Source organism: Streptomyces sp. NPDC047917 (assembly GCF_043204345.1).
GTDB classification, from domain to species: Bacteria; Actinomycetota; Actinomycetes; order Streptomycetales; family Streptomycetaceae; genus Streptomyces; species Streptomyces sanglieri.
In genome coordinates this window covers 201,433-221,637 of sequence record NZ_JBIDCA010000012.1, presented here as the reverse complement: position 1 = coordinate 221,637, position 20,205 = coordinate 201,433, and the positions used below count along the sequence as shown (strand labels likewise).

The following is a 20,205-nucleotide window of genomic DNA, read 5'->3' as shown; positions in this document are numbered from 1 at the left end:
ATGCCGGACCTGTCCACGCTGATCGAGACGGCCGGGGCCTTATCGGCTGCCGGCGGCCTCGGATACGCGAAGGGGCACGCGCCTCGGGTGTTCTGGTCGTTGGTGGGTCTGCCGGTGGCTAGGGTCCGGTTCGCGGCTACGTACCGCTCGACGATGGATGTGTGCGGTCTGACGGTTCAGCCGTCCAGGCTGCGGGCGTTCATGGTCCGCAACGTGACCCGTCGCCAGGATGTCCAGCCGGTCCCCCCGAGAGTGCGCCGGGTCCGTGGTTCCTCAACCGGGATGCGGGCGATACTCCGTCTCCCGGCCGGTCTGGAGCCTGCGGACGTGGCGGCTGCTTCGGAACGGCTGCGGCACGCCTGGGGGGTCCACTCCGTCCACGTGGTCGAGGTGAAGCCCGGGTTCGTCGAACTGCGGATGACCGGGTACGACGTGTTGCGGCGGGTGAAGATGCCGCGCCGGCTGCCCCGCAAGGTCGCCTCGGGCCCGTTGGTGGTGCCGGTGGCGTTGCGGGAGGACGGGACGGCATTCGTCCGGGACTACAAGAAGATCCCGCACAGCCTGACCCTGGGCGCGAATCAGTCGGGCAAGTCGATGTACCAGCGCAACCTGATCACCGGACTGGCCAAACTCCCGGTCGCCCTGGTCGGGATCGACTGCAAACGCGGTGTCGAACAACGCGGCTACGCACCCCGCCTCTCCGCCCTGGCCACCACCCCGGACGAAGCCTCGAACCTGCTTGAGGTCCTCGTGCGGGAGATGGAGGACCGGTTCGACATCCTGAGCGCCCACGAGGTCTCGGACCTGTGGGATCTGCCCGCCAAGCTGCGGCCGGTGCCGTTGGTCGTCCTGGTCGATGAGGTGGCCGAGCTGTTCCTGACAGCGGTCAAGAAGGATGAGGAACGGCGCGATCAGATGGTGATGCGCCTGGTGCGTCTCGCGCAGATGGCCCGCGCGGTCGGCATCTATCTGGAGATCTGCGGGCAGCGTTTCGGCTCGGAACTCGGCAAGGGCGCCACGATGCTCCGTGCCCAGCTCACCGGCCGTGTGGTGCACCGCGTGAACGACAAGCAGACCGCCGATATGGGCCTGGGCGACATCGCCCCGGACGCGGTCTTCGCGGTCACCACGATCGCCCCGGACCGTCCCGGTGTGGCGGTGGCCGGCGACTCCTCCGGCGGCTGGTCCCGTATCCGCACCCCGGAACTGAGCGCCGCCGACGCGGTCGCGATCTGCCGCGAGTACGCGCACCTGACCCCGGACATCGAGGCACTGGCCCCGTTCCGCCCGGTCGTCCGCACCACCCCGGCTCCGACTGCGCCGCTGGTCAAGCCGGTGCCGGTCACCGAGTAACACCCCGCACCTTCCCGGTTGGCGTGACCTCTCGCGCCAGGTCCCTACCCCGCCCATGCCCGGAACCGAAAGGAATCCACCGCCATGGCCACCACCAAACGGACCACCAAGCCCAAGCACACGGCCGAGCCGACCCCCTGCATTCCGTGTGGCGGGACCGGAAACGTCCCTACCACGGTCCGCGTCGGCCGCAAGCACCGCCCTGTCGGCCAGCAGGACGGCCTCTGCCTCAACTGCTTCGGCACCGGCACCGACCCGGACGCCTGACCCCCGCTGCTCCGGGTGCTGGGCGGTTACCACCGAATCCCGCCCGGCCCCGGCACCACCCCGGACCGGAGGTGAAATCCGATGTCCCGAACCATCCGCCTGGACGCCGTACTGGTCCAGGCAGTCATCGCCGGCGCCCTGTCGTTCTCGCACCTGCATGACCTTGCCGAAGCAGCCGGACAGGACGGCTGGAAGGCCTGGGCCTACCCGATCAGCGTGGACCTGCTGCTGGTCGCCGCCTGGCGCCGCATGCGCGTCAGAGCGGGCAACCGCCCTGCCTGGGTCTGGTTCGTCATCGCCCTGACCGCATCGTTGGGCGCGAACATCGCGACCGCAGGAATGCTCGACCTCGGCAACACTCCTGCCTGGCTCCGCATCCTCGTCGCCGGCTGGCCCGCCCTCGCCTTCCTCGGCGGAACACTCCTCGCTCACACCCCCACACCGGGCCCGGGCGAAACCGTACCGGCCGCACCACTGCCCGAACCGGCCGCACCGCTGCCTGCTCCGGCACCCGAACCGGTCCCGGAAGTCACGGTGGAGCGCACCCCGGAACTGGCCCCCGAACTCCCGCCGGCCCTCGGCCCGGCCCCGGGCCCGGTCCCGGCCGCTGCTGTGGCAACTGCGGTTCCTCCGGCGCTGCTCGATCACGCCCGGAAGCTCGCCAACACCCACCACGCCACGACCGGCAACCACATCGACACGGAGACCCTGCGCGCCCGCCTCGGTATCCCCGCACCGCTGGCCGACTCCATCGCCGCCCAACTCGCCTGACAACAAAGGAAGTTCACACCATGCCGCGTCCGAATCGCTTCACCAACGTGGTCCGTATCGGTCCCGTCCAGGTCGGCACCCACTACGACGGCCGGGGCCGCACCAAGCACACCGCCGCCTGCACCGCCCCCGGCTGCAACTTCTCCGCCGACTATCACGGCCGGGCCGCCGCCGAACTCGCCGCCAAAACCCACCGCTGCAATTGACAGGAGCACGTCATGTTCAATCCGAAGTATCCCACCCCGGACACCGCCCCCACCACGGCAGCGTCCCTCGTCCCGCCGCTCACCGGCCTCGTGCACCCGCCGGCCTGCGACTGCCACCACGCTCCCGCCCCCGTCTCGGCCCCGGCGACTCCGCCCGTCCGGCCGACCGTTCAGATCACCCCGGGCTCGCTGATCGTCGCAGCCGCTGGCGGAACCGCCGTGGTCCTGGTCGTGGGCGCGGTCCTGGTCTCCATGCTCCTGGCCACCGCGATCACCGCCGCCTCGGTCGCCTTGTGCGCCGTGGTCCTGCGCTCGCTCCTCAACAACCAGAAAGGCAACTGACATGGACTTCTTCACCCTAGGCACGACCTACGCCTGGCGCCCCGACCGCTACAAGGCACCCGAGCAGTGGCGCTACTTCAAGTGCACTGCCATCAGCGAATTCCCCGGGCCGAAGGCCCGCATCGCCTTCGGCTTCATCACCGCCGGAATGCCTTCCGACAGGTGGACGCCCACCGGTCTCGATCAGGACGACTGGGCCGACGGCTGGTTCGCCCTGCCCGACGACTCCCAGAAGTAACCGGCTCCCGGGGCGGCTCTCTCGCCAAAGAACCGCCGCCCCGGGCGCCCCACCCATCCAGATCCAACGGACCCGAAAGGGAGATCCCATCATGCACCAGCACACCCTGCCCCGGCCGATCTGCGGCCACTGCGACGGCTTTAATGCGACACCAAGCGCCGTGACCTGCTCGCCAAGGTGGACCAGGGCGTGCCCGTGCCCACGCGGTCGGCCAAGCTCTCCGAGTGGCTGCCGTACTGGCTGGAGAACATCATCAAGCCTCGCCGCAAGCGGACGACCTACGCGAAGTACGAGACACACATCCGCCTCTACCTCGTGCCTATGCTCGGCTCGAAGCGCCTTGAATCGCTGAGCGTCGCTGACGTCCGGCGTTTCCTCGTCCGCCTGGAGCAGCAGACCACCGCCGCAACGGCCAAGGAATCCCACCGCGTCCTGCGTACCGCCCTGACCGCCGCCTGCCGTGACGAACTGGTCATGCGAAACGTGGCCACCCTGGTGGAGCCCCCGTCCGCCGCGCCCCGGGATCTGTCGCCCTGGTCTCTCGACGAGACCCTGTCCTTCCTCACGGCCGCTCGGAAGGATCCGCTCTACGCGGCCTTCGTCCTCGCCATCGCGCTCGGCTTCCGGCGCGGGGAAATCGTCGGGCTGCGATGGGAGAACGTCGACCTCGACAAGCGGGAGATCCGGGTTCGTACCCAGCGACAGCGTGTCCGCGGTGAGGCATACGAGGACGATCCCAAGGGCCGGCGTAGGAAGCAGACCCTCCCCCTGCCCGCCCTCTGCGTCGCTCCCCTCCGCTGGCAACGGCTGCGCCAAGCCGTCATGCGTGAAGCCGCTGGTGATCAGTGGGAGGAGACCGGCTACGTCTTCACCACGCGCACCGGTCGGCCGATCGAGCCGCGCAATCTGTACCGCTCGTTCACCCGCGTGGCCAAGGCCGCCGGGCTTCGCGTGATCCGGCTGCACGACGCCCGCCACGGATGCGCGACCCTGCTGACCGCCGCCGGCGTCGCTCCCCGCGTCGTGATGGAGATCCTCGGGCACAGTCAGATCGCGGTCACGATGAACATCTACGCCCACGTCGTCCAGGACACGCAGCGCGAGGCAGTGAGTCATCTGGACCGCATGCTGAAGCGGCAGCGGCCCGACCGTGGGTGATCGCGCCCGTTGATGTCAGAAGTAGATGTCAAAGGCCCCCAACCATGATCGGTCGGGGGCCTTCGTACTGGTGGGCGCGGACGGTTTCGAACCGCCGACATCTGCTTTGTAAGAGCAGCGCTCTACCCCTGAGCTACGCACCCGTGGATGAGGCAACAGCGTACATGGACTACGGCCTGTGGTCACAAACGGTTCCCGGCGGCGAGGGGACGACGGGCCCGTGCGGGGGATATCCCCACCCGCATACGGTGGCCGTCCGGATTCCGGCGGGGGCGGGGTGGTACGTACGGTGAAGCTCGCACCGTCGGGTGCACGTGCCGTTCGACCTGGGGGAAAGATCATCGTGGCCATTCGCACCCGTGCTCTCGTCGCGTCCGGAGGCGCCGTACTCATGGCGCTCGTGCTCAGCGGCTGTGGCAGTACGGACGTGAGCGACGCGCCTGCCGAGCACAAGTCGTTCGCGTTGGGCGGGAAGACTCTGACCATCCGTTCCGGGCAGTCGTCGGTGGAGCTTGTGCCGGCCGATGTGCAGAAGGTCGAGGTGACCCGCCGGGTCGACGGTTGGGTGATGTTCGGGGACGGGCCCGAACCCCGGTGGGAGATGCGGGACGACACCCTCACGCTCGCGGTGAAGTGCGATGCGCTGATCAGTGACTGTGCCGCGGAGCATCAGGTGAAGGTGCCACGCGGCGTGGCGGTGGTCGTGGAGGGGAACGACGGGAAGATCGTCGCCTCCGGGTTCCGTACGCCGCTCACGCTCACCGCCGACAACGGCAAGGTCACCGTCCGGGACTCCACCGGGCCGCTCAAGCTGGCCAGCGACAACGGTGCCATCGCCGCCGAGGGGATCTCGGCCCGGTCCGTGTCGGCGCGGTCCGACAACGGCAGCATCCGGCTGGGGTTCACCGCAGTGCCGGATCTCGTGGACACCGAGAGCGACAACGGGGCGATCACCATCGGTCTTCCTGGCGGCTCCGTGAAGTACGCGGTGGACGCCGCTGCCGACAACGGGCACACCTCGGTGGACGTGCCGCGCGGCGACAGCAGCCGTCATGTGGTGAAGGCCCGGAGCGACAACGGTGAAGTCACCGTCCGAAGCGCGAACTAACCGGCCCGTGTGTTCGTCCTTACCTGGTGGGAGAATGTACCGGGCAGGGCGAAACGGCACGGGAGAGGGATGTGACGGCGACACACGCACAGCCGCGGACGAGAGCGGGTGGTGGTTCCGCCGTCAGGGACGTCGTTGTGCTGATGCTGTTGCCGGTGCCGCTGCTGGCTGCCGTGTTGCCGGCCGCGTTCGCGGGTGGTGGTACGAGACGCTGGTTCGGCGGACGCGGGGAGAGTCAGCGGGCCGAGGCGCAGGCCGCGAAGGACGCCGCCGCGTCGGCGTTCTACGAGCTGGACACGGCTCAGCGCGATCTGCGGATCTCGATCGAGACGATCACCGCGGTGGACAGCTCGCCCGCCGCGCGCAAGGCCGTGGACGACTTCGCCGCTCTCGGCCGGCGGATCGACGAAGTCAGCCATACCTACATCACGGCAGTGGACGCGCACGACCTGGACCGGGACGATCTGGAGCACTCGGTCGCCTCCCGCGCGCGGGCCGAGCTGACCACGGCCAAGGACGAGCTGGTACGGGTCAAGGCCGAGCTGGACCGGTTCGCGCAGGGGCTCGGTCCGCTGCTGGGCAGTGCGGAGACGCAGCTCGCGCGGCTCGCACCGGCCGTGGAGCGGGCCCGGCAGGCCCTGCTGGGTGCGAGCAACGCGCTCGACGCGGTGCGCGCGTCCGGGCTGCGGGCGGATGATCTCGCGGCCCGGCTGGCGGCTCTCGCTCCCGAGCTGACCAAGCTCAACCAGGGCGCCGGACGGCACGGCGTCGCGGAGACCCTGCAGCGCGCCGACCAGGTGCTGCGCGACGCGGAGGCGGTGCGGGCCGAAGCGGACAAGCTGCCCGAGCGGGCCGCCGAGATCGACCACCGGCTGGTGTCGTTGCGTACGCGCGCCCAGGCGCTGACCACCCGTGCGGGCTCGGTGGAGCCGGTGCTGAGCGAGCTGCGGCGGCGGTTCTCCGCGGCGTGCTGGCAGGATCTCCAGCCCGTGCCCGAGCAGGCGGCCGTCAATGTACGGCAGGCCGAGGAGAAGCTGAAGGAAGCCGTCCAGGCGCGGGATGAGCAGCGGTGGGCCGATGCGACGTCCCGGCTGAGCACGGTCCGCGCCCTGCTGAACGCCACGGACGAGGCCGTCTCCGCGGCCGGTGACCGGCTGCACCGGCTGGACGCGGTGGCGAAGGACCCGCAGCAGGAGATCCAGCGGACCCGGTTCGCGGTCCGTGACGCCCAGCGCCTGGCCATGGACGGCCGCAGCACGCCCGATCCGCGCCATGCCCGTCCGCTGGACGATGCCGTGGCCCGGCTCGATCGCGCCGTCGTCGCGCTCGACGGACGCCACCCCGACTACTGGCACTTCCTGACCGAGACCGAGGCGGTACGGCGGACAGCCGCGCGGGTGGTCTCCGAGATCCGCGAGGAGCGCGGGGCAGGCGCCTGAACGGGGACGGTTGCGCGGCACAGCCACGCGGGGCAGGCGCCTGAACGGGGACGGAGGATCCGTGGCGGAGGAGCGGTGAAGGACGAGCCGCGCCGGACGGGCCGTGACGGACGAGCCGCGCCGGACTGGCCGTGACGGACGAGCCGTGGCGGAGGAACCGCTCCGGGGGAACAGTGCGGGGATGCCGCGCCGGAAGAACCGTGGCGGAGGAGTCGTGCGGTGGAGCCTCGCCGGACGAGGCATGCCGGATGAGTCGTGCCGGACGAGTCGTGCCGGCTGCGTGCCAGCACGTCGTAGGGCTCTGGTGTGCGGTGGCAGGGCCTTGGGCGGATCCTGGTAGTACGCCCGAAGGAGACGACCGCCATGGCCACCCATGTGCTGCATTCCACGGGGCACCGGGCCCCCCGCCGTCGCAAGGCCACCCGGCTCGACAAGCATCTGCCGGTCGATCACCGGCTCAGCCAGGTCTACCGGGTCGGGGCGGGGCTGATGGGGCTGGTGCTGCTGGCCTTCGGCGTCCTGGGGTTGATCGACAAGATCGGGTTCTTCAACACCGGCGGAGCCACCGTCGCGGGTCTCAACACCAACGGCGCCCTGAGCGTCCTGTCCATCTGCGTCGGCCTGCTCCTGTTCATCGGGATGGTGATCGGCGGCAACTTCGCCTCGACGCTCAACATGATTCTGGGCATCGCCTTCATCCTCAGCGGCTTCGTCAATCTCGCGCTGCTGGAGACCGACTACAACTTCCTCGCGTTCCGCATCCAGAACGTGCTGTTCAGCTTCGTGGTCGGCCTGATGCTGATGGTCTTCGGGATGTACGGACGGGTCAGCGGCGGCCTTCCGCACGACAACCCGTACTGGCGGGCGCGCCATCCCGAGGAGGCGGAGCGGGAAATGCTGCTGAGCCGGAGGGCTGCCACGCCGCCGATGCCGGCCGTCCGGCGTGACCTCTGAGGGCGGGGTCGCGGTTAGCCTGGGGCCATGCCTCGTTACGAATTCCGCTGCCGCTCCTGCGGAGACACGTTCGAAATCAGCCGTCCGATGGCTCAGTCGTCCGACCCGGCCTCCTGCCCCGCCGGACACGCCGACACCGTGAAGCTGCTCTCCACCGTGGCCGTCGGCGGGTCGTCCGCCAGGTCCGCCCCCGCCGCCCCGTCGGCCGGCGGTGGCGGTGGTGGGGGCGGCTGCTGTGGTGGTGGCTGCTGCGGCTGAGAACGCTGCTGCGGCTGAGAACAGGGCCCCTGCCCCGGCCCCTGAGAACGGGGCCCCGAACCCGGCCGGAGAGCGAGCGCCCCGGGCCCGGCCCGAGAGCGGGGCACCGGGCCCGGCCGGAGAGTGAGAGGCCCCGAACCGTCGGAGAGCGGGGGTGTCCCCGACCCCGGCCGGGAGCGGGGTGCCCCGGCCCCGGCTCTAACGCCTGCGGGAGAGGGTCAGGCCGTCGGACACGGTGAGCAGCACGCTGTCCATCCGCGAGTCGGCGGCCACATGCTCGTTGAACTCCTTGATCGCCGCCGCTCCGCCGGTCGCGTGCGGGTCGGTCACCCTGCCGTGGAAGAGCACGTTGTCCGTGACGATCAGGCCGCCCTGCCGCATCCGGGGCACCAGTTCCTCCCAGTACGGGATGTAGTTGCCCTTGTCCGCGTCGAGGTAGGCGAGATCGATGTGCGGCTCGCCCGGCATCGCGCGCAGGGTGTCCAGCGCGGGGGCGATGCGGAGCTCGATCCGGTCCGCGACGCCCGCCTTCTCCCAGGCCTCCCTGCCGTAGGCGGTCCACTCCTCCGAGACGTCGCAGGCGATCAGCCGCCCGTCGGCGGGCAGTGCCTGTGCCATCGACAGGGCGGAGAATCCGGTGAACGTGCCGACCTCCACGATGTACCGGGCCCCGGTCAGCCGGACGAGGAAGGCGAGCAGCGGTCCCTGCTCCTCGGCCGACTGCATGCCTGCCTGCTCGGGCAGGCGGGCGTACGTGGTCTCGACGAGCTCGCGCTGCACCGGGTCGAGCGGTGGGTTGTGCGCCAGCATGTACGCGTACAGCTCGTCGGTGATCTTGGTTTCGTTGCCCTTGGTCATCCCGTGCGCTCCTCGTCCGTCGATCGGCGGTGACCTCTCCGTCCCCGTCCGTTGTCAGGACGATCTTGCCTCGCCGGCGGCCCGGAGGAAGTGCCGGAGGATCTCCTCGCCCGCCGCCACGCCGCGTCCGGCCGTCACTTCGGCGTGCGGCGCGCTCCAGCCGGTGTCGGCCAGTTCGCCGTGGGCCGGGCGCCAGGCGCGGTCGGCCGCGAGGAGCAGATCGGCGTCCAGGAGGCTGTCGCCGGCGGCGAGGGTGAGCGTGGCGCCGGCGCGCCGGGCCACCTCGTCCATGGCGGCGCTCTTGGTGAGCGGGCCCGGGACGGCGTAGATCTTGCGGCCCTGGAGGGAGACCGTCCAGCCCTGTGTCAGGGCCCACTCCCCCAGTTCCTCGACCCAGTCCCCGGGCAGCAGCGGGCGTTCCACCACGAGGTAGGCGAAGAGGTCCTCGGCGACCCGTTCCTTGAGCAGCCAGGCGGGATCGGCGGCGGCCAGGAGGTGGGCGCGGACCTCGGCGAGGGAGGCGCATTCGTCGGCGAGCCTGCGGGCCACCTGCCGCTGCCAGTCACGGTCGGACTCGCCGTCCACGAGCAGGTGTCCGCCGTTGGCGCAGATCGCGAACCGCGGTGCGGGACCCGGCAGGTGGATGCGTCCGTACTGCTCGCGGGTACGGGTGGTCGTCGGGACGAAGACCGTGGTGCGGGCCAGTTCGTCCAGGAGCGCCGCGGCCGTCTCCGTCAGGTACGAGAGCGGCTTGTGGTCGTAGACCTCCACGCAGAGCAGCCGGGGCGCCTCGGCGTCCGGCATGGCCAGCTGGAGTGCGGCCGAGGAGTAGATCAGGGTGCGGTCGAGGTCGCTCGCGACGAGCGTCACGGGGGCGGTTGCCATTTCGGCCGAGGGTGCCCGGGTGGTCACTTGGACTCCACCGCCCTGCCGTCCGAGCCCGTCGCGCCCCGGGTGTACTTCGGGTGGATCAGACCCACGCAGGTGTACGGGAGGCTGTCGACCTCCTCCACCGGTACGCCCCGCTGCTCGGCCAGCAGACGGATGTGTTCGAGGTCCGCGCCCGCCCCACGCTTGGCGAGGATCTTCCACGGGACGCGCCGAAGCAGTACGCGGGTCGTCTCGCCGACGCCCGGCTTGACCAGGTTCACGTCGTGGATGCCGTACTCCTCGCTGATGCGTTCCACCGCGGCCCAGCCCTCCCAGGTGGGCGCGCGGTCGGCCGCGAGCAGTTCCTTGACCTCGGCGTCCACGGCGTCGGCGACCTCGTCGAAGTGCGCGGCGACGGTGTCGAGGAAGTGGCCGGACACATCGGTGTCCGCGAGCTCCCGGTAGAACTTCGCGCCGTGGAAGTCCTCGGGCCCCACCAGGTCGGCGCGCAGGACGGTCCGCGAGATCAGCCCGGAGACCGTGGAGTTGAGGCAGGCGGACGGGATGAGGAAGTCCTCGCGGGTGCCGTAGGTGCGGACGCAGCCGCCCGGGTCGGCCAGTACCGCGATCTCCGGGTCGAACCCGTCGAACTCGGCGAGCGCCGCGGAGAGTTCGCGGGTGATCGCGCCCTTGCCGGTCCAGCCGTCGACGAAGACGACGTCCGCCGGGTCGTGGTGGGCGGCCAGCCAGCGCAGCGCGTTGGCGTCGATGCCCCGGCCGCGCACGATGGAGACGGCGTAGTGCGGCAGGTCGATTCCGTGCCGGTGCCGGGCCCAGCGGCGCATCAGTACGCCGACGGGCGTGCCGGCCCTGGCGAGCGAGACCAGGACCGGGCGGGGAGTGCGCTCGGCGAGGACGGTCTCGGTGACGGTGCCCACGGCGCGGGCGACGCGGGCGGCCGACAGCTCCAGCGCCGCCTTGAACAGCTCCTGGTACTGGTCGGACGGCTGGTACTCGACGGGCAGCGACTCGGCGTAGTGCGCGCCACCGCTCTGTATCGCCTCCTCGCGCTCCTCGGTGGGCGCCTCCAGCTCGGTGTCCGAGAGGTCCTGGAGCAGCCAGCCGACCTCGTCCGGCGCGTAGGAGGAGAAGTCGGGGCCGCGGAGGGGCTCGGGCAGCATGGGGGGTTCCTGCCGTTCGGAGGCGTGCGGGTCGGGGACCGACCGGGCGACGTACGGGGGTGTGTACGAGGGGACGACCGCGAGCAGGACGTGATCGGTGTGCGCGGCGAGCTGCGCCAACAGGCCGTCGGGGGCGTGGAGTTCGGGAGTGTCGGCGGCGGAGTCGACGGCGAGCACCACGGCGTCGAAGCCGGCGCCCGCGACGTTGTACACGTACCGGTCACCGGGCCCGTCGGCCGGGTCGTCGTGGGCCGGGAAGACCAGCCGGGTCCGTATCGCGTAGCCCGGGTCGTCCACGGCGAGGACGGGGGAACGGGTGGTGGTGGAGTAGCGCACCTCGGCGTCGGTGTGGTCCTCCAGGGCCGTGCCCAGGCGCAGCGGCGCGTACATCAGCTCCTCGAAGCCGAGGACCAGTACGCGGCGGGCGTCGCCCAGGGCTCCGGCTATCCGGACGGCCATGGCGGGGAGCGCGGGTTCCAGGGCGGCCCGGTGGGCGGGGGTGAAGCCGTGCCGTCCGCCGTCGGGCACACCGGCGGGCCAGCGGAGATCCACCCGGGTGCAGGTGCGGGGGGCGGGGGCTGCCCCGGGCCCGGCGGGAACCGCGGCCTCCGACTCGTGTGCGGCGACCAGTGCCCGGCCCTTCTCCAGGACGCCTTCCGGGAGGGTGACCGTGCCCGATCCGCGCGCCACCAGGTCGACACGGGCACCGATCTCCGCGGCGAACTCGGCCAGCCGCCCCCGGTCGGCCGGTGACCTCATGTCCACCAGGGCGACGATGACGTAACGGCTCCGCGGGTACCGCTCGTGCAGTGCGCGGATGGTGTTGAGCACGGTGTTGCCCGTGGAGAACTCGTCGTCCACCAGCACCAGCGGCGCGTCGGAGACGGCGCCCGGCAAGGGTGCCGGGCCGAGATCGCCCGCCAGCAGATCCGGGTCCTCCGGGAGCAGCAGATGTGAGGTGGCGTGCGAGTGGGACTCCTCGAAGCCGCCCGCCCGTGCCACGCCCTCGACGGGGCGGCGGGTCGAGTGGAGGTACGGTGCCACGCCCAGTCCGTCGGCGACCGCGTGGCCGAGGCCGGTGGCCGTCTCCGCGTAACCGAGCACGACGGCCCGGCGCGCCTCGGCGTCACCGAGGAGTTCGCGCACCCTGTGGCCGAGCTCGAATCCGGTGCCGTACACCACGGAGGGCTTCTGCGGCACGTGCTTGCCGAGCACGTTCGACACGAGGAGGTGGGCCCGCTTGGGGTTGCGGCGCAGGGCGAGTCCCAGCAGGTCCTTCAGCTCCCTGTCGCCGTCCGGCTTCCCGTCACCGACGAGCTCGACGCCCAGTCGCTCCGTCACCCAGCTGCCCGACCACACCACGTCCGCCGTCTCCTTCTCTGCCGTCGCCGATCGTCCGGCTCCGCGTTCGTCCCTGCCGGTACCGTGCGCCCGGCTCCGCGTCCATCCCTGCCGCTACCGTGCGCCCGGCTCCGCATCCATCCCTGCCGCTACCGTGCGCCCGGCTCCGCGTTCACCTCAGCCGTCGCCGTGCGCCCGGCTCCGCCGTTCGTCCCGTGCCCACTCGGCTGGACGCGCTCGTGCGCCGCCCCGCCCGGCGCTCACTCGGCGAGGCCCGCGGCCAGCAGCTCCACGAAGCCGGCGTCCTGCCTCGCCACGCCGAAGACCTCGGCCCGCAGCAGGGTCCGCTCGGCCCAGGCGCGGTGCGGCTTCACCTCGTTCATCTTGTTCGTGTACGCGGAGCGCATGACGCCACCGCCGCCGCGCTCCGGCCGCAGGATGTCCTGGGCGTCGCTGTACTCCTCGTGGCTGACCACGGACAGCGCGTGCACGGGTGCGACGTGCGACGGGTGGATGCAGGTCTTGCCGAGCAGGCCGTTGGCCCGGTCGAGCTCGATCTCGCGCAGCAGGCCGTCCAGGTCGTGCTCGATCAGTGCAGTACGCAGCTCCTCGGCCCGGCCCTCCAGGAACGGGCTCCGGCGCAGCTGAGGCTTGAACATGCGCTCCTGGAGCCGGAAGTACTCCCACACCGGCCCGGTGATCGTGAATCCGGTGCCGTCCGCACGGCCCAGCACATTGACCACGTCGGCAATGACGGCGCCGACGATCTGTACGTCGTACGCCGTCATGTCGGGCGCCCTGCGCAGTCCGTACGCCGAGCAGAAGTCGGTGACACCGAGGCGCAGCGCGAGCACCCGGTCACGGTACTTGTCGACGGTGCGGGCAATTCCCTGGAGCGTTTCGCCCCGGGTCTCCAGATGCAGCAGCTCCGGCGATTCGAGAACGGGCATCGCGAACAGACGCCGCCCGCATGTCTTCTCCGCGTCGGCGAGCGCTTCCATGAAGGGCACGCCACGTTCTTCGGTGAACTTCGGAAGTACAAAACCAGACAACATCTGGACGGTGTCACCGAGTCGGTGCACCAGATCGGCTATCTGGTGCGGCTCCCGGACCCGGATGAAGAGCAGGGGCACCTCGGCGCCCCGTGCGTCGAGATCGGCGAACTGGCCGACCAGGTTCTCCTCGGCACCGGCGACCTCGGAGTCGTCGATCGAATCCTCCAGGCACAGCACCATCGAGACAACGCCGCGCCCGGCCTGCTTGATGACATCGTCAGCAAGCCTGGGCCGGGTGGCGGGGCTGTACAGGGTCGCTCCCAGGGCGGCCGACAGCACGCGGGCCGATGAATCCGGCCCGAACTCGCACGGCTCCTGGAAGAACAGGCCCTTCCTCGTAGCGGGCGCAATATGCCCGAAATGACGCATGTAACTCCCCCGAACTGCCTGACCGGCCGGACAACGTATGGCCGGTAATAGTACGTACGGACGGGTGTCAACAGTTCCCCACGTGCATGAATTCCGGGTAACTCGTCCATTTCCCGACGGGTGGATGCGGCCCGGACCCTGTTCTTCCGGCCTGTTCGGGACACATCCGGTGTGCCCCCCGCGTTGTCCGCACGGGCAGCCAGCAGGCAGGATGACGGGCATGACGCACGCGATGGTGAAAGGCTCGAACGTCCCTCTGGACGCCATGGCCGTACGGGCCGTTCTGCGCTGGACCCCGGGCGCCGGAATTCCGGATGTGGACGCCTCGGCCCTGCTGCTCGGAGCCGGTGGCCGCGTGCGCTCGGACGAGGACTTCGTCTTCTACAACCAGCCCCGCCACCCCTCCGGCCTGGTACGACGGCTGCCGAAGCGCAGCGTCGCCGAGAAGCTCACGGACACCATCGAGGCCGACCTGGGCAGGCTGGACGCCTCGGTCGAGCAGGTGGTCGTCGCCGCGTCCTCCGACGGCGCCGCATTCGCACAGGTGCGCGATCTGCGCATCCTGCTGTACGACTCGGCGTCGGCCGGCGGGGAGCCGCTCGCGGTCTTCGACGTGCAGCCGGAGACCGGCGAGGAGACGGCGATCATCTGCGGCGAGCTCTACCGGCGCGGTGATGGCTGGAAATTCCGGGCCGTGGGGCAGGGATATCCGACCGGGCTGGTCGGCCTGGCGACCGCCTTCGGCATCTCGGTCGACGAGACCGCGGCGGCGGAGCCCGACCCGGCTCCGTCGCCCGCGGCGGCAGCCGCGCCGGTGTCGGTGCCCGGGTTCCCGCCCGCGCCCCCGTTCCCTCCGGCGGCGTCCGGCCCCGACGCGCAGGTCACGGTCCAGCACCAGCAGCCCGCGTACGGGTATCCGCAGCCCGCGGCTCAGCCGGCTCCCCAGCCCGCGTACGGGTACCCCCAGCCTGCCGCCGCACAGCCGGCCCACGCCTATCCGCAGCCCGCCGCCGCCGCGGCGCCTGCCCCGGACCCGAATTTCGTGCTGCCGCCGCAGGGGCCGCAGTTCGTGCGGTCCTGAGACGGACGCGGGACGCGGGGGGGGCACCGGCACGATCCCCGGCGTCCCGGCCCGCACCGGCCCGGGACGCTCAGGACCGAACCACACCGGCCCGGAACGCTCAGGACCAGCCCGCACCGGCCCCGATCGCTCGCCCGGATCCAGGACGCTCGGATCCGGGCCACTCAGGTCCGTGCCACTCGGATCCGGGCCACTCGGATCCGGGCCACTCAGGTCCGGGACTTGTAGCCGCGCCCCCACTGCATGCCGTAGCCGTACAGCCGGTCCAGCTCCGACTGGAACCCGTAGACGAACTTCACCTCGCGCCGCACGATCAGCTCGTCCTTGGTGTTGTCCACCGTGAACACGGCGCAGGAGCGGGCCTCCGGGGCGTGCTCGTCGAGTTCGATCTCGATCCGCGGGCCGTTGCCCGGGTAGAGCGTCACCTTGGCGTGGGTACGGTCGAAGGCCGGCGTCTGGTCGTAGATGTAGACGAAGAACAGCAGTCGTTTGATCTGGTCGCGCTGGTCGAGATTGACGTAGACCGTCTCACCCGACGGCGCCCCGAAGCGGTCGTCCCCGCTGAGCCGGATGTACGGTGGCGCGTTCAGGTCGCCGAGGAGGTTGCCCAGCGGCTGGACGACGCCTCGGGTGCCGTCCTTCAGTTCGTACATGCAGCCCAGGTCCAGGTCTACGTTGACCATGCCCTGGGTGTGGGCCTGGACCGGTTCGGGCTGGAAGAGCTTCAGCGGTCGCAGCAGCCGGCCGCTCTGCCGCGACCGGCCCATGATGTCCGACGTACGCATCTGCCAGGAGAGGTTGACCCGCAGATTGCCGGTCAGCGCCCCCTGTTTGGTGAGCGAGACCGTGGCGTGCCGCCGGGTGAGCACGATGGAGTTGGTCGCCGCGCTGCCCGACTCGAACTGTGCCTCCCGCCGCGGCCACAGGCCGTCCCAGAACGCCATCCCCAACCCCCATGCATCTCAGTAGAAAAGTGCCCCGTCCCACGGCCGGCCCGCGCCTCGGCGGGGGCGCCCACATCGCTGCGGGGCGGCCGCGGGGCCGGGTCCGGATGTCTCCGGAGAACCGTTGCCTCACGGACCGCCCCGCTGAGAGCGTTCCTCAATCCCTACCGGGTCACACCCCGGACGGGACTTCCGCCTTGGAACCCTCGTCGTTGCCGCCCTCGGCTTCCATCGCCTTGTTGCGCCGGACCGAGGACCAGAAGGACCAGGCGATCAGCACGACACCGGTCAGACCGGTGATGAGCTCGTTGATCTGGTACTGGATGGTGACCAGCAGAAGAACGGCCAGCGCGCCGATGGCGTAGTGGGCGCCGTGCTCCAGGTAGACGTAGTCGTCGAGCGTGCCCTGGCGGACCAGGTAGACCGTGAGCGAACGGACGTACATGGCGCCGATACCGAGGCCGAGAGCCATCAGCACGATCTCGTTGGTGACGGCGAAGGCACCGATGACACCGTCGAACGAGAAGGACGCGTCGAGCACTTCCAGGTAGAGGAACATGAAGAACGCTGCCTTGCCGGCGAGCACGACGGAGGAAACCTTCTTGCCGCTCCGCTTGGCCTCTTCCTCGGCCTCGTGCTCGCGCTCTTCCTCCTCCTCCAGCTTGTTCTCGAAGAAGCCGGAGAGACCACCGACGATGAGGTACGTGATCAGACCGGCGATACCGGCGAGCAGCACCGTCTCCGCCTTGTCCGCGTGACCGCCGCCGTGCTGGTGCGCGTTGGTCGCGACGGTCATCGAGGCGACCAGCAGCACGATCAGCGCGATGCAGACCGACAGCATGTCGACCTTGCCGAGCTTGGCGAGCGGACGCTCGATCCAGCGCAGCCACTGGATGTCACGGTCCTCGAAAATGAAGTCGAGGAAGATCATCAGCAGGAACATGCCACCGAACGCGGCGATCGCCGGGTGGGCGTCGGTGACGAGTTCCTGGTAGCGCTCGGGCTGGTTGAAGGAAAGGTCGACCGCCTCGATCGGACCCATCTTGGCGGTGATGGCCACGATCACGACGGGGAACACCAGCCGCATACCGAAGACCGCGATGAGCACACCGACCGTCAGGAAGATCTTCTGCCAGAAGGCATTCATCTTCTTCAGGATTCCGGCGTTGACCACCGCATTGTCGAAGGACAGCGAGATCTCGAGGACGGAAAGAATCGCAACGACACCGAAGGCTTCCCACCCCCCGTAGATCCAAGCTGCGGCAAGGCCGAGCGCGGTAACCGCGAACGACCAGCCGAAGGTTTTCAGAAGCACTGGCTACCCCATCGTGTATGTAACGGGTCTCCCCCGAGATGTACGGGGCTCCCCCGCGCCGTGCGCGGCTTTACGAAACGTTGACCCCGAAGTCTAGAGCGATACCTCGCAGCCCGGACGCGTACCCCTGTCCCACTGCACGGAACTTCCACTCGCCGTTGTACCGGTAGAGCTCGCCGAAGATCATCGCCGTTTCCGTCGAGGCGTCCTCGCTGAGGTCGTATCGCGCGAGTTCCTGACCGTCCGCCTGGTTCACCACACGGATGAACGCGTTGCTGACCTGGCCGAAGGTCTGGCCCCGGTTGTCGGCGTCATGGATCGACACCGGAAAAACGATCTTGTCGCAATGCGCCGGCACCTGGGTGAGATTCACGATGACCGATTCGTCGTCGCCCTCGCCCTCACCCGTGAGGTTGTCACCGGTGTGCTCCACGGAGCCGTCGGGGCTCGTGAGGTTGTTGTAGAACACGAACCATTCGTCGCCGAGCACCCGGCCCGACTGGCACAGCAGCGCGCTGGCGTCGAGGTCGAAGTCGGCGCCCGTGGTGGATCGTGCGTCCCAGCCGAGCCCGACCAGCACCTGGGTGAGGTTGGGTGCGGCCTTGGAGAGGGAGACATTGCCTCCCTTGGCGAGCGTGACGCCCATGGTGTGTGTCCTCCCCGAGTCGATGAACCGTCTGCCGGGCCCGTCGGGCCGTCCGGGCCCCCGAGCCGTCTTGCGAGCGCGTCCGGCGCCGCACGAGGGTGCGGCGCCGGACGGGGTACTGCTTGGGCGTGGCCCGGGCCGCCTCTCGGCGGCCCGGACCGGTCGCGCCTTCTCAGACGTTGACGCCGAAGTCCTGCGCGATGCCGCGCAGCCCCGAGGCGTACCCCTGACCGATGGCACGGAACTTCCACTCCGCCCCGTTGCGGTACAGCTCGCCGAAGACCATGGCGGTCTCCGTCGAGGCGTCCTCGCTGAGGTCGTAGCGGGCCAGCTCGCTGTTGTCGGCCTGGTTGACCACGCGGATGTACGCGTTGCGCACCTGGCCGAAGCTCTGCTGGCGGGTCTCGGCCTCGTAGATCGAGACCGGGAAGACGATCTTGTCGACATCGGCCGGGACACCGGCCAGGTTCACCTTGATGACCTCGTCGTCGCCCTCGCCCTCACCGGTGAGGTTGTCACCGGTGTGCTCGACGGAACCGTCGGGGCTCTTGAGGTTGTTGAAGAAGACGAAGTTCCCGTCGCTGCCGACCTTGCCCTCGGCATTCGTCAGCAGCGCGCTGGCGTCGAGGTCGAAGTCACCACCGGTGGTGGTGCGAGCGTCCCAGCCGAGCCCGACGACGACCGCCGTCAGGTTGGGCGCGGCCTTGGTCAGCGAGACGTTGCCGCCCTTGCTGAGGCTGACTCCCACGAGTCCTCCCATTGGTTTCCTTGGGGGCCGGCAGACGCCGGCGCCTCCACGTTGCGTTGGCATCCGATCAACGACTGGATCCTAGTGACCGGTTCCCGGCGAAGCAGGCTTTTCACCGGGTCGCACGCGGATCCACCGGTGCCGGATCAGAGCGCGTCGAGCGCCTTGACGTACTCGTTGAGGTCGCGTGCGTCGGGCAGACCGTTGACGACGGTCCAGCGCACCACGCCCTCCTTGTCGATGATGAAGGTGCCGCGCACCGCGCAGCCCTTCTCCTCGTCGAAGACGCCGTAGGCCCGCGAGGTCTCTCCGTGCGGCCAGAAGTCCGAGACCAGCGGGTATTCGAGGCCCTCCTGCTCGGCGAAGACGCGCAGGGTGTGGATGGAGTCGTTGGACACGGCGAGCAGCTGCGTGTCGTCGTTCTCGAACTTCGGCAGCTCGTCGCGGAGCGCGCAGAGCTCACCCGTGCAGACGCCCGTGAAGGCGAACGGGTAGAACAGCAGGACGACGTTCTTCTCGCCGCGGAAGTCGGAGAGCTTCACGGTCCGGCCGTGGTTGTCCTTCAGCTCGAAATCCGGGGCCTTGGTGCCGACCTCGATCGCCATGAAAAGCGTCCCTTCGCTACATTCACCGGGCTGGGCTGTCCGGGTGGCTCCCACCCTACGCAGAGCCCGCAGCGAGCCACGAAGCGCCCGCACGGGGCGACCGGGCCCTGGGCCGGCGAGCCCGGGGGCCGCCGCACGTCCCCCGGCCGCACGCGGATCCCCGGCCGCACGCGGATCCCGGGCCGCACGAAGATCCCGGTCGCACGAAGGCCCCCGGCGGCTCGGTGCCGTCGGGGGCCTTCAAGGCGAATGCGTGGCGAGCGTGTTTCAGCGCTTGGCCTTGGCCGCCTTCGGCGTGACCAGACGGCTGCCCGTCCAGTCCTTGCCGGCGTTGATGCTCTTGGTCTGGGAGAGACCGGCCGTCTGTGCGGCCTCGTTGATGTCGCTCGGTTCGACGTATCCGTCACGGCCGGTCTTCGGCGTCATCAGCCAGACCGCACCGCCGTCCTCGATCAGACCAATGGCATCCACCAGCGCGTCCGTAAGGTCGCCGTCCTCGTCGCGGAACCACAGCACGACGACGTCTGCGACGTCGTCGTAGTCCTCATCGACGAGATCCTGGCCGATGGTGGCCTCAATGCCTTCACGGAGCTCCTGCTCGACGTCGTCGTCGTAGCCGATCTCCTGGACCACCTGTCCGGGCTCGAACCCCAGGCGTGCTGCCGGGTTGGTCCGCTCCTCCGCGTGGTCCGCGGTCGCGCTCACGGGTTGCCTCCTGATCATGTTTCGGAAAATGCTTGAGCCACGCGCGTGCGCGGGGCGTTGGCCGTAGTCCACACGGGAGCGGCGGATCGCGCAAGTACCCGGCGTCCGAGACCGCCTAAACGGTGACGTTCCCTGCCACGTCGCCGCACTGTCGGCAGATCCCCTTCGGGGGCCCGGCGCTACCGTCCACACCCTTTACGTCCTTCCACAGCTTATGCCGTTTCGGTCCGCCATTCGGAGTCGAACATCCTTTGGGAACGCTTGGACGGGTTGGGCGTATGGTTGCGGTTTGGCCCGACCCATCCCCGCGCTCCGGCCGCGATGTCTCGCAACACGGCGGTTACCCCTCGGTAGAGATGACGTTTGCGCCCCCGCGGTACACGATGGTGATGG

At 69.9% G+C, this 20,205-nt stretch carries 21 protein-coding genes, 1 tRNA gene and 1 pseudogene; 12 read left to right on the top strand and 11 right to left on the bottom strand.

Going from position 1 to position 20,205, the window contains the following annotated elements:
* The 7 genes and pseudogenes from ACGF8B_RS28830 to ACGF8B_RS28800 all read left to right on the top strand — a co-directional run.
* Complete coding sequence (locus ACGF8B_RS28830) at positions 1-1,353, top strand: FtsK/SpoIIIE domain-containing protein (protein WP_392744239.1); 1,353 nt, start codon at positions 1-3, stop codon at positions 1,351-1,353.
* A gap of 84 nt (positions 1,354-1,437) precedes the next feature.
* Positions 1,438-1,620, top strand: a complete 183-nt coding sequence (locus tag ACGF8B_RS28825) for a hypothetical protein (RefSeq protein WP_392744236.1) — start codon at positions 1,438-1,440, stop codon at positions 1,618-1,620.
* An 81-nt stretch (positions 1,621-1,701) separates the two neighbouring features.
* Positions 1,702-2,391: a DUF2637 domain-containing protein gene (locus ACGF8B_RS28820; RefSeq protein ID WP_392744233.1), complete on the top strand. Its 690-nt coding sequence runs from the start codon at positions 1,702-1,704 to the stop codon at positions 2,389-2,391.
* A 20-nt stretch (positions 2,392-2,411) separates the two neighbouring features.
* Positions 2,412-2,597, top strand: coding sequence for a mobile element transfer protein (locus ACGF8B_RS28815; protein ID WP_392744230.1), 186 nt, complete (start codon positions 2,412-2,414; stop codon positions 2,595-2,597).
* Between the two features lie 12 nt (positions 2,598-2,609).
* Positions 2,610-2,939, top strand: coding sequence for a SpdD protein (locus tag ACGF8B_RS28810; RefSeq protein ID WP_392744227.1), 330 nt, complete (start codon positions 2,610-2,612; stop codon positions 2,937-2,939).
* A 1-nt stretch (position 2,940) separates the two neighbouring features.
* The gene (locus ACGF8B_RS28805) at positions 2,941-3,177 is read left to right on the top strand and encodes a hypothetical protein (RefSeq protein WP_392744224.1); all 237 of its coding nucleotides are present in this window, start codon (positions 2,941-2,943) and stop codon (positions 3,175-3,177) included.
* Positions 3,178-3,321: 144 nt separating this feature from the next.
* Positions 3,322-4,335, top strand: a pseudogene (locus ACGF8B_RS28800) (tyrosine-type recombinase/integrase); the annotation flags it as partial.
* Positions 4,336-4,403: 68 nt separating this feature from the next.
* Here ACGF8B_RS28800 and ACGF8B_RS28795 read toward each other — a convergent pair.
* A tRNA-Val gene (locus ACGF8B_RS28795) sits at positions 4,404-4,478 on the bottom strand.
* 200 nt (positions 4,479-4,678) lie between these two features.
* Between ACGF8B_RS28795 and ACGF8B_RS28790 the strand changes: the two genes are divergently transcribed.
* The 4 genes from ACGF8B_RS28790 (at position 4,679) to ACGF8B_RS28775 (ending at position 8,094) form a co-directional block, all read left to right on the top strand.
* Positions 4,679-5,443 carry a DUF4097 family beta strand repeat-containing protein gene (locus ACGF8B_RS28790; RefSeq protein WP_392744221.1) on the top strand — a complete coding sequence of 255 codons (765 nt, stop codon included), beginning with the start codon at positions 4,679-4,681 and terminating at the stop codon, positions 5,441-5,443.
* Between the two features lie 71 nt (positions 5,444-5,514).
* On the top strand, positions 5,515-6,882 hold the full coding sequence (locus tag ACGF8B_RS28785; RefSeq protein WP_392744219.1) for a hypothetical protein: 1,368 nt from the start codon (positions 5,515-5,517) through the stop codon (positions 6,880-6,882).
* Positions 6,883-7,245: 363 nt separating this feature from the next.
* Positions 7,246-7,836, top strand: a complete 591-nt coding sequence (locus ACGF8B_RS28780) for a DUF4383 domain-containing protein (protein ID WP_392744216.1) — start codon at positions 7,246-7,248, stop codon at positions 7,834-7,836.
* 27 nt (positions 7,837-7,863) lie between these two features.
* Positions 7,864-8,094 carry a zinc ribbon domain-containing protein gene (locus ACGF8B_RS28775; protein WP_392744213.1) on the top strand — a complete coding sequence of 77 codons (231 nt, stop codon included), beginning with the start codon at positions 7,864-7,866 and terminating at the stop codon, positions 8,092-8,094.
* A 198-nt stretch (positions 8,095-8,292) separates the two neighbouring features.
* Here ACGF8B_RS28775 and ACGF8B_RS28770 read toward each other — a convergent pair whose 3' ends face one another.
* The 4 genes from ACGF8B_RS28770 to ACGF8B_RS28755 all read right to left on the bottom strand — a co-directional run bounded on the left by ACGF8B_RS28770 (position 8,293) and on the right by ACGF8B_RS28755 (position 13,768).
* Entirely contained in the window at positions 8,293-8,952 is a 660-nt protein-coding gene (locus ACGF8B_RS28770; RefSeq protein WP_392744210.1) for an O-methyltransferase, read from the bottom strand.
* A 54-nt stretch (positions 8,953-9,006) separates the two neighbouring features.
* Positions 9,007-9,837 carry an HAD family hydrolase gene (locus ACGF8B_RS28765; protein WP_392744208.1) on the bottom strand — a complete coding sequence of 277 codons (831 nt, stop codon included), beginning with the start codon at positions 9,835-9,837 and terminating at the stop codon, positions 9,007-9,009.
* A 23-nt stretch (positions 9,838-9,860) separates the two neighbouring features.
* Entirely contained in the window at positions 9,861-12,365 is a 2,505-nt protein-coding gene (locus ACGF8B_RS28760) for a phosphoribosyltransferase (RefSeq protein ID WP_392744205.1), read from the bottom strand.
* 239 nt (positions 12,366-12,604) lie between these two features.
* Positions 12,605-13,768 carry an HpcH/HpaI aldolase/citrate lyase family protein gene (locus tag ACGF8B_RS28755; protein ID WP_392744203.1) on the bottom strand — a complete coding sequence of 388 codons (1,164 nt, stop codon included), beginning with the start codon at positions 13,766-13,768 and terminating at the stop codon, positions 12,605-12,607.
* Positions 13,769-13,988: 220 nt separating this feature from the next.
* Here ACGF8B_RS28755 and ACGF8B_RS28750 point away from each other — a divergent pair, with 220 nt between their 5' ends.
* The gene (locus ACGF8B_RS28750; RefSeq protein ID WP_392744200.1) at positions 13,989-14,849 is read left to right on the top strand and encodes a TerD family protein; all 861 of its coding nucleotides are present in this window, start codon (positions 13,989-13,991) and stop codon (positions 14,847-14,849) included.
* A 209-nt stretch (positions 14,850-15,058) separates the two neighbouring features.
* Here ACGF8B_RS28750 and ACGF8B_RS28745 read toward each other — a convergent pair whose 3' ends face one another.
* From ACGF8B_RS28745 to ACGF8B_RS28720, 6 genes are all read right to left on the bottom strand, one after another.
* A complete protein-coding gene (locus ACGF8B_RS28745) occupies positions 15,059-15,793 on the bottom strand; it encodes a Tellurium resistance (RefSeq protein WP_392744197.1) in 735 nt (244 codons plus the stop codon).
* A 172-nt stretch (positions 15,794-15,965) separates the two neighbouring features.
* A complete protein-coding gene (locus ACGF8B_RS28740; protein ID WP_392744194.1) occupies positions 15,966-17,108 on the bottom strand; it encodes a DUF475 domain-containing protein in 1,143 nt (380 codons plus the stop codon).
* A gap of 70 nt (positions 17,109-17,178) precedes the next feature.
* The gene (locus tag ACGF8B_RS28735; RefSeq protein WP_093542977.1) at positions 17,179-17,754 is read right to left on the bottom strand and encodes a TerD family protein; all 576 of its coding nucleotides are present in this window, start codon (positions 17,752-17,754) and stop codon (positions 17,179-17,181) included.
* 172 nt (positions 17,755-17,926) lie between these two features.
* Positions 17,927-18,502, bottom strand: coding sequence for a TerD family protein (locus ACGF8B_RS28730; protein WP_037696943.1), 576 nt, complete (start codon positions 18,500-18,502; stop codon positions 17,927-17,929).
* A gap of 146 nt (positions 18,503-18,648) precedes the next feature.
* Entirely contained in the window at positions 18,649-19,107 is a 459-nt protein-coding gene (locus ACGF8B_RS28725; protein ID WP_329870545.1) for a peroxiredoxin, read from the bottom strand.
* Between the two features lie 267 nt (positions 19,108-19,374).
* A complete protein-coding gene (locus tag ACGF8B_RS28720; RefSeq protein WP_266746033.1) occupies positions 19,375-19,812 on the bottom strand; it encodes a DUF3052 domain-containing protein in 438 nt (145 codons plus the stop codon).
* Positions 19,813-20,205 lie beyond the last annotated feature (393 nt).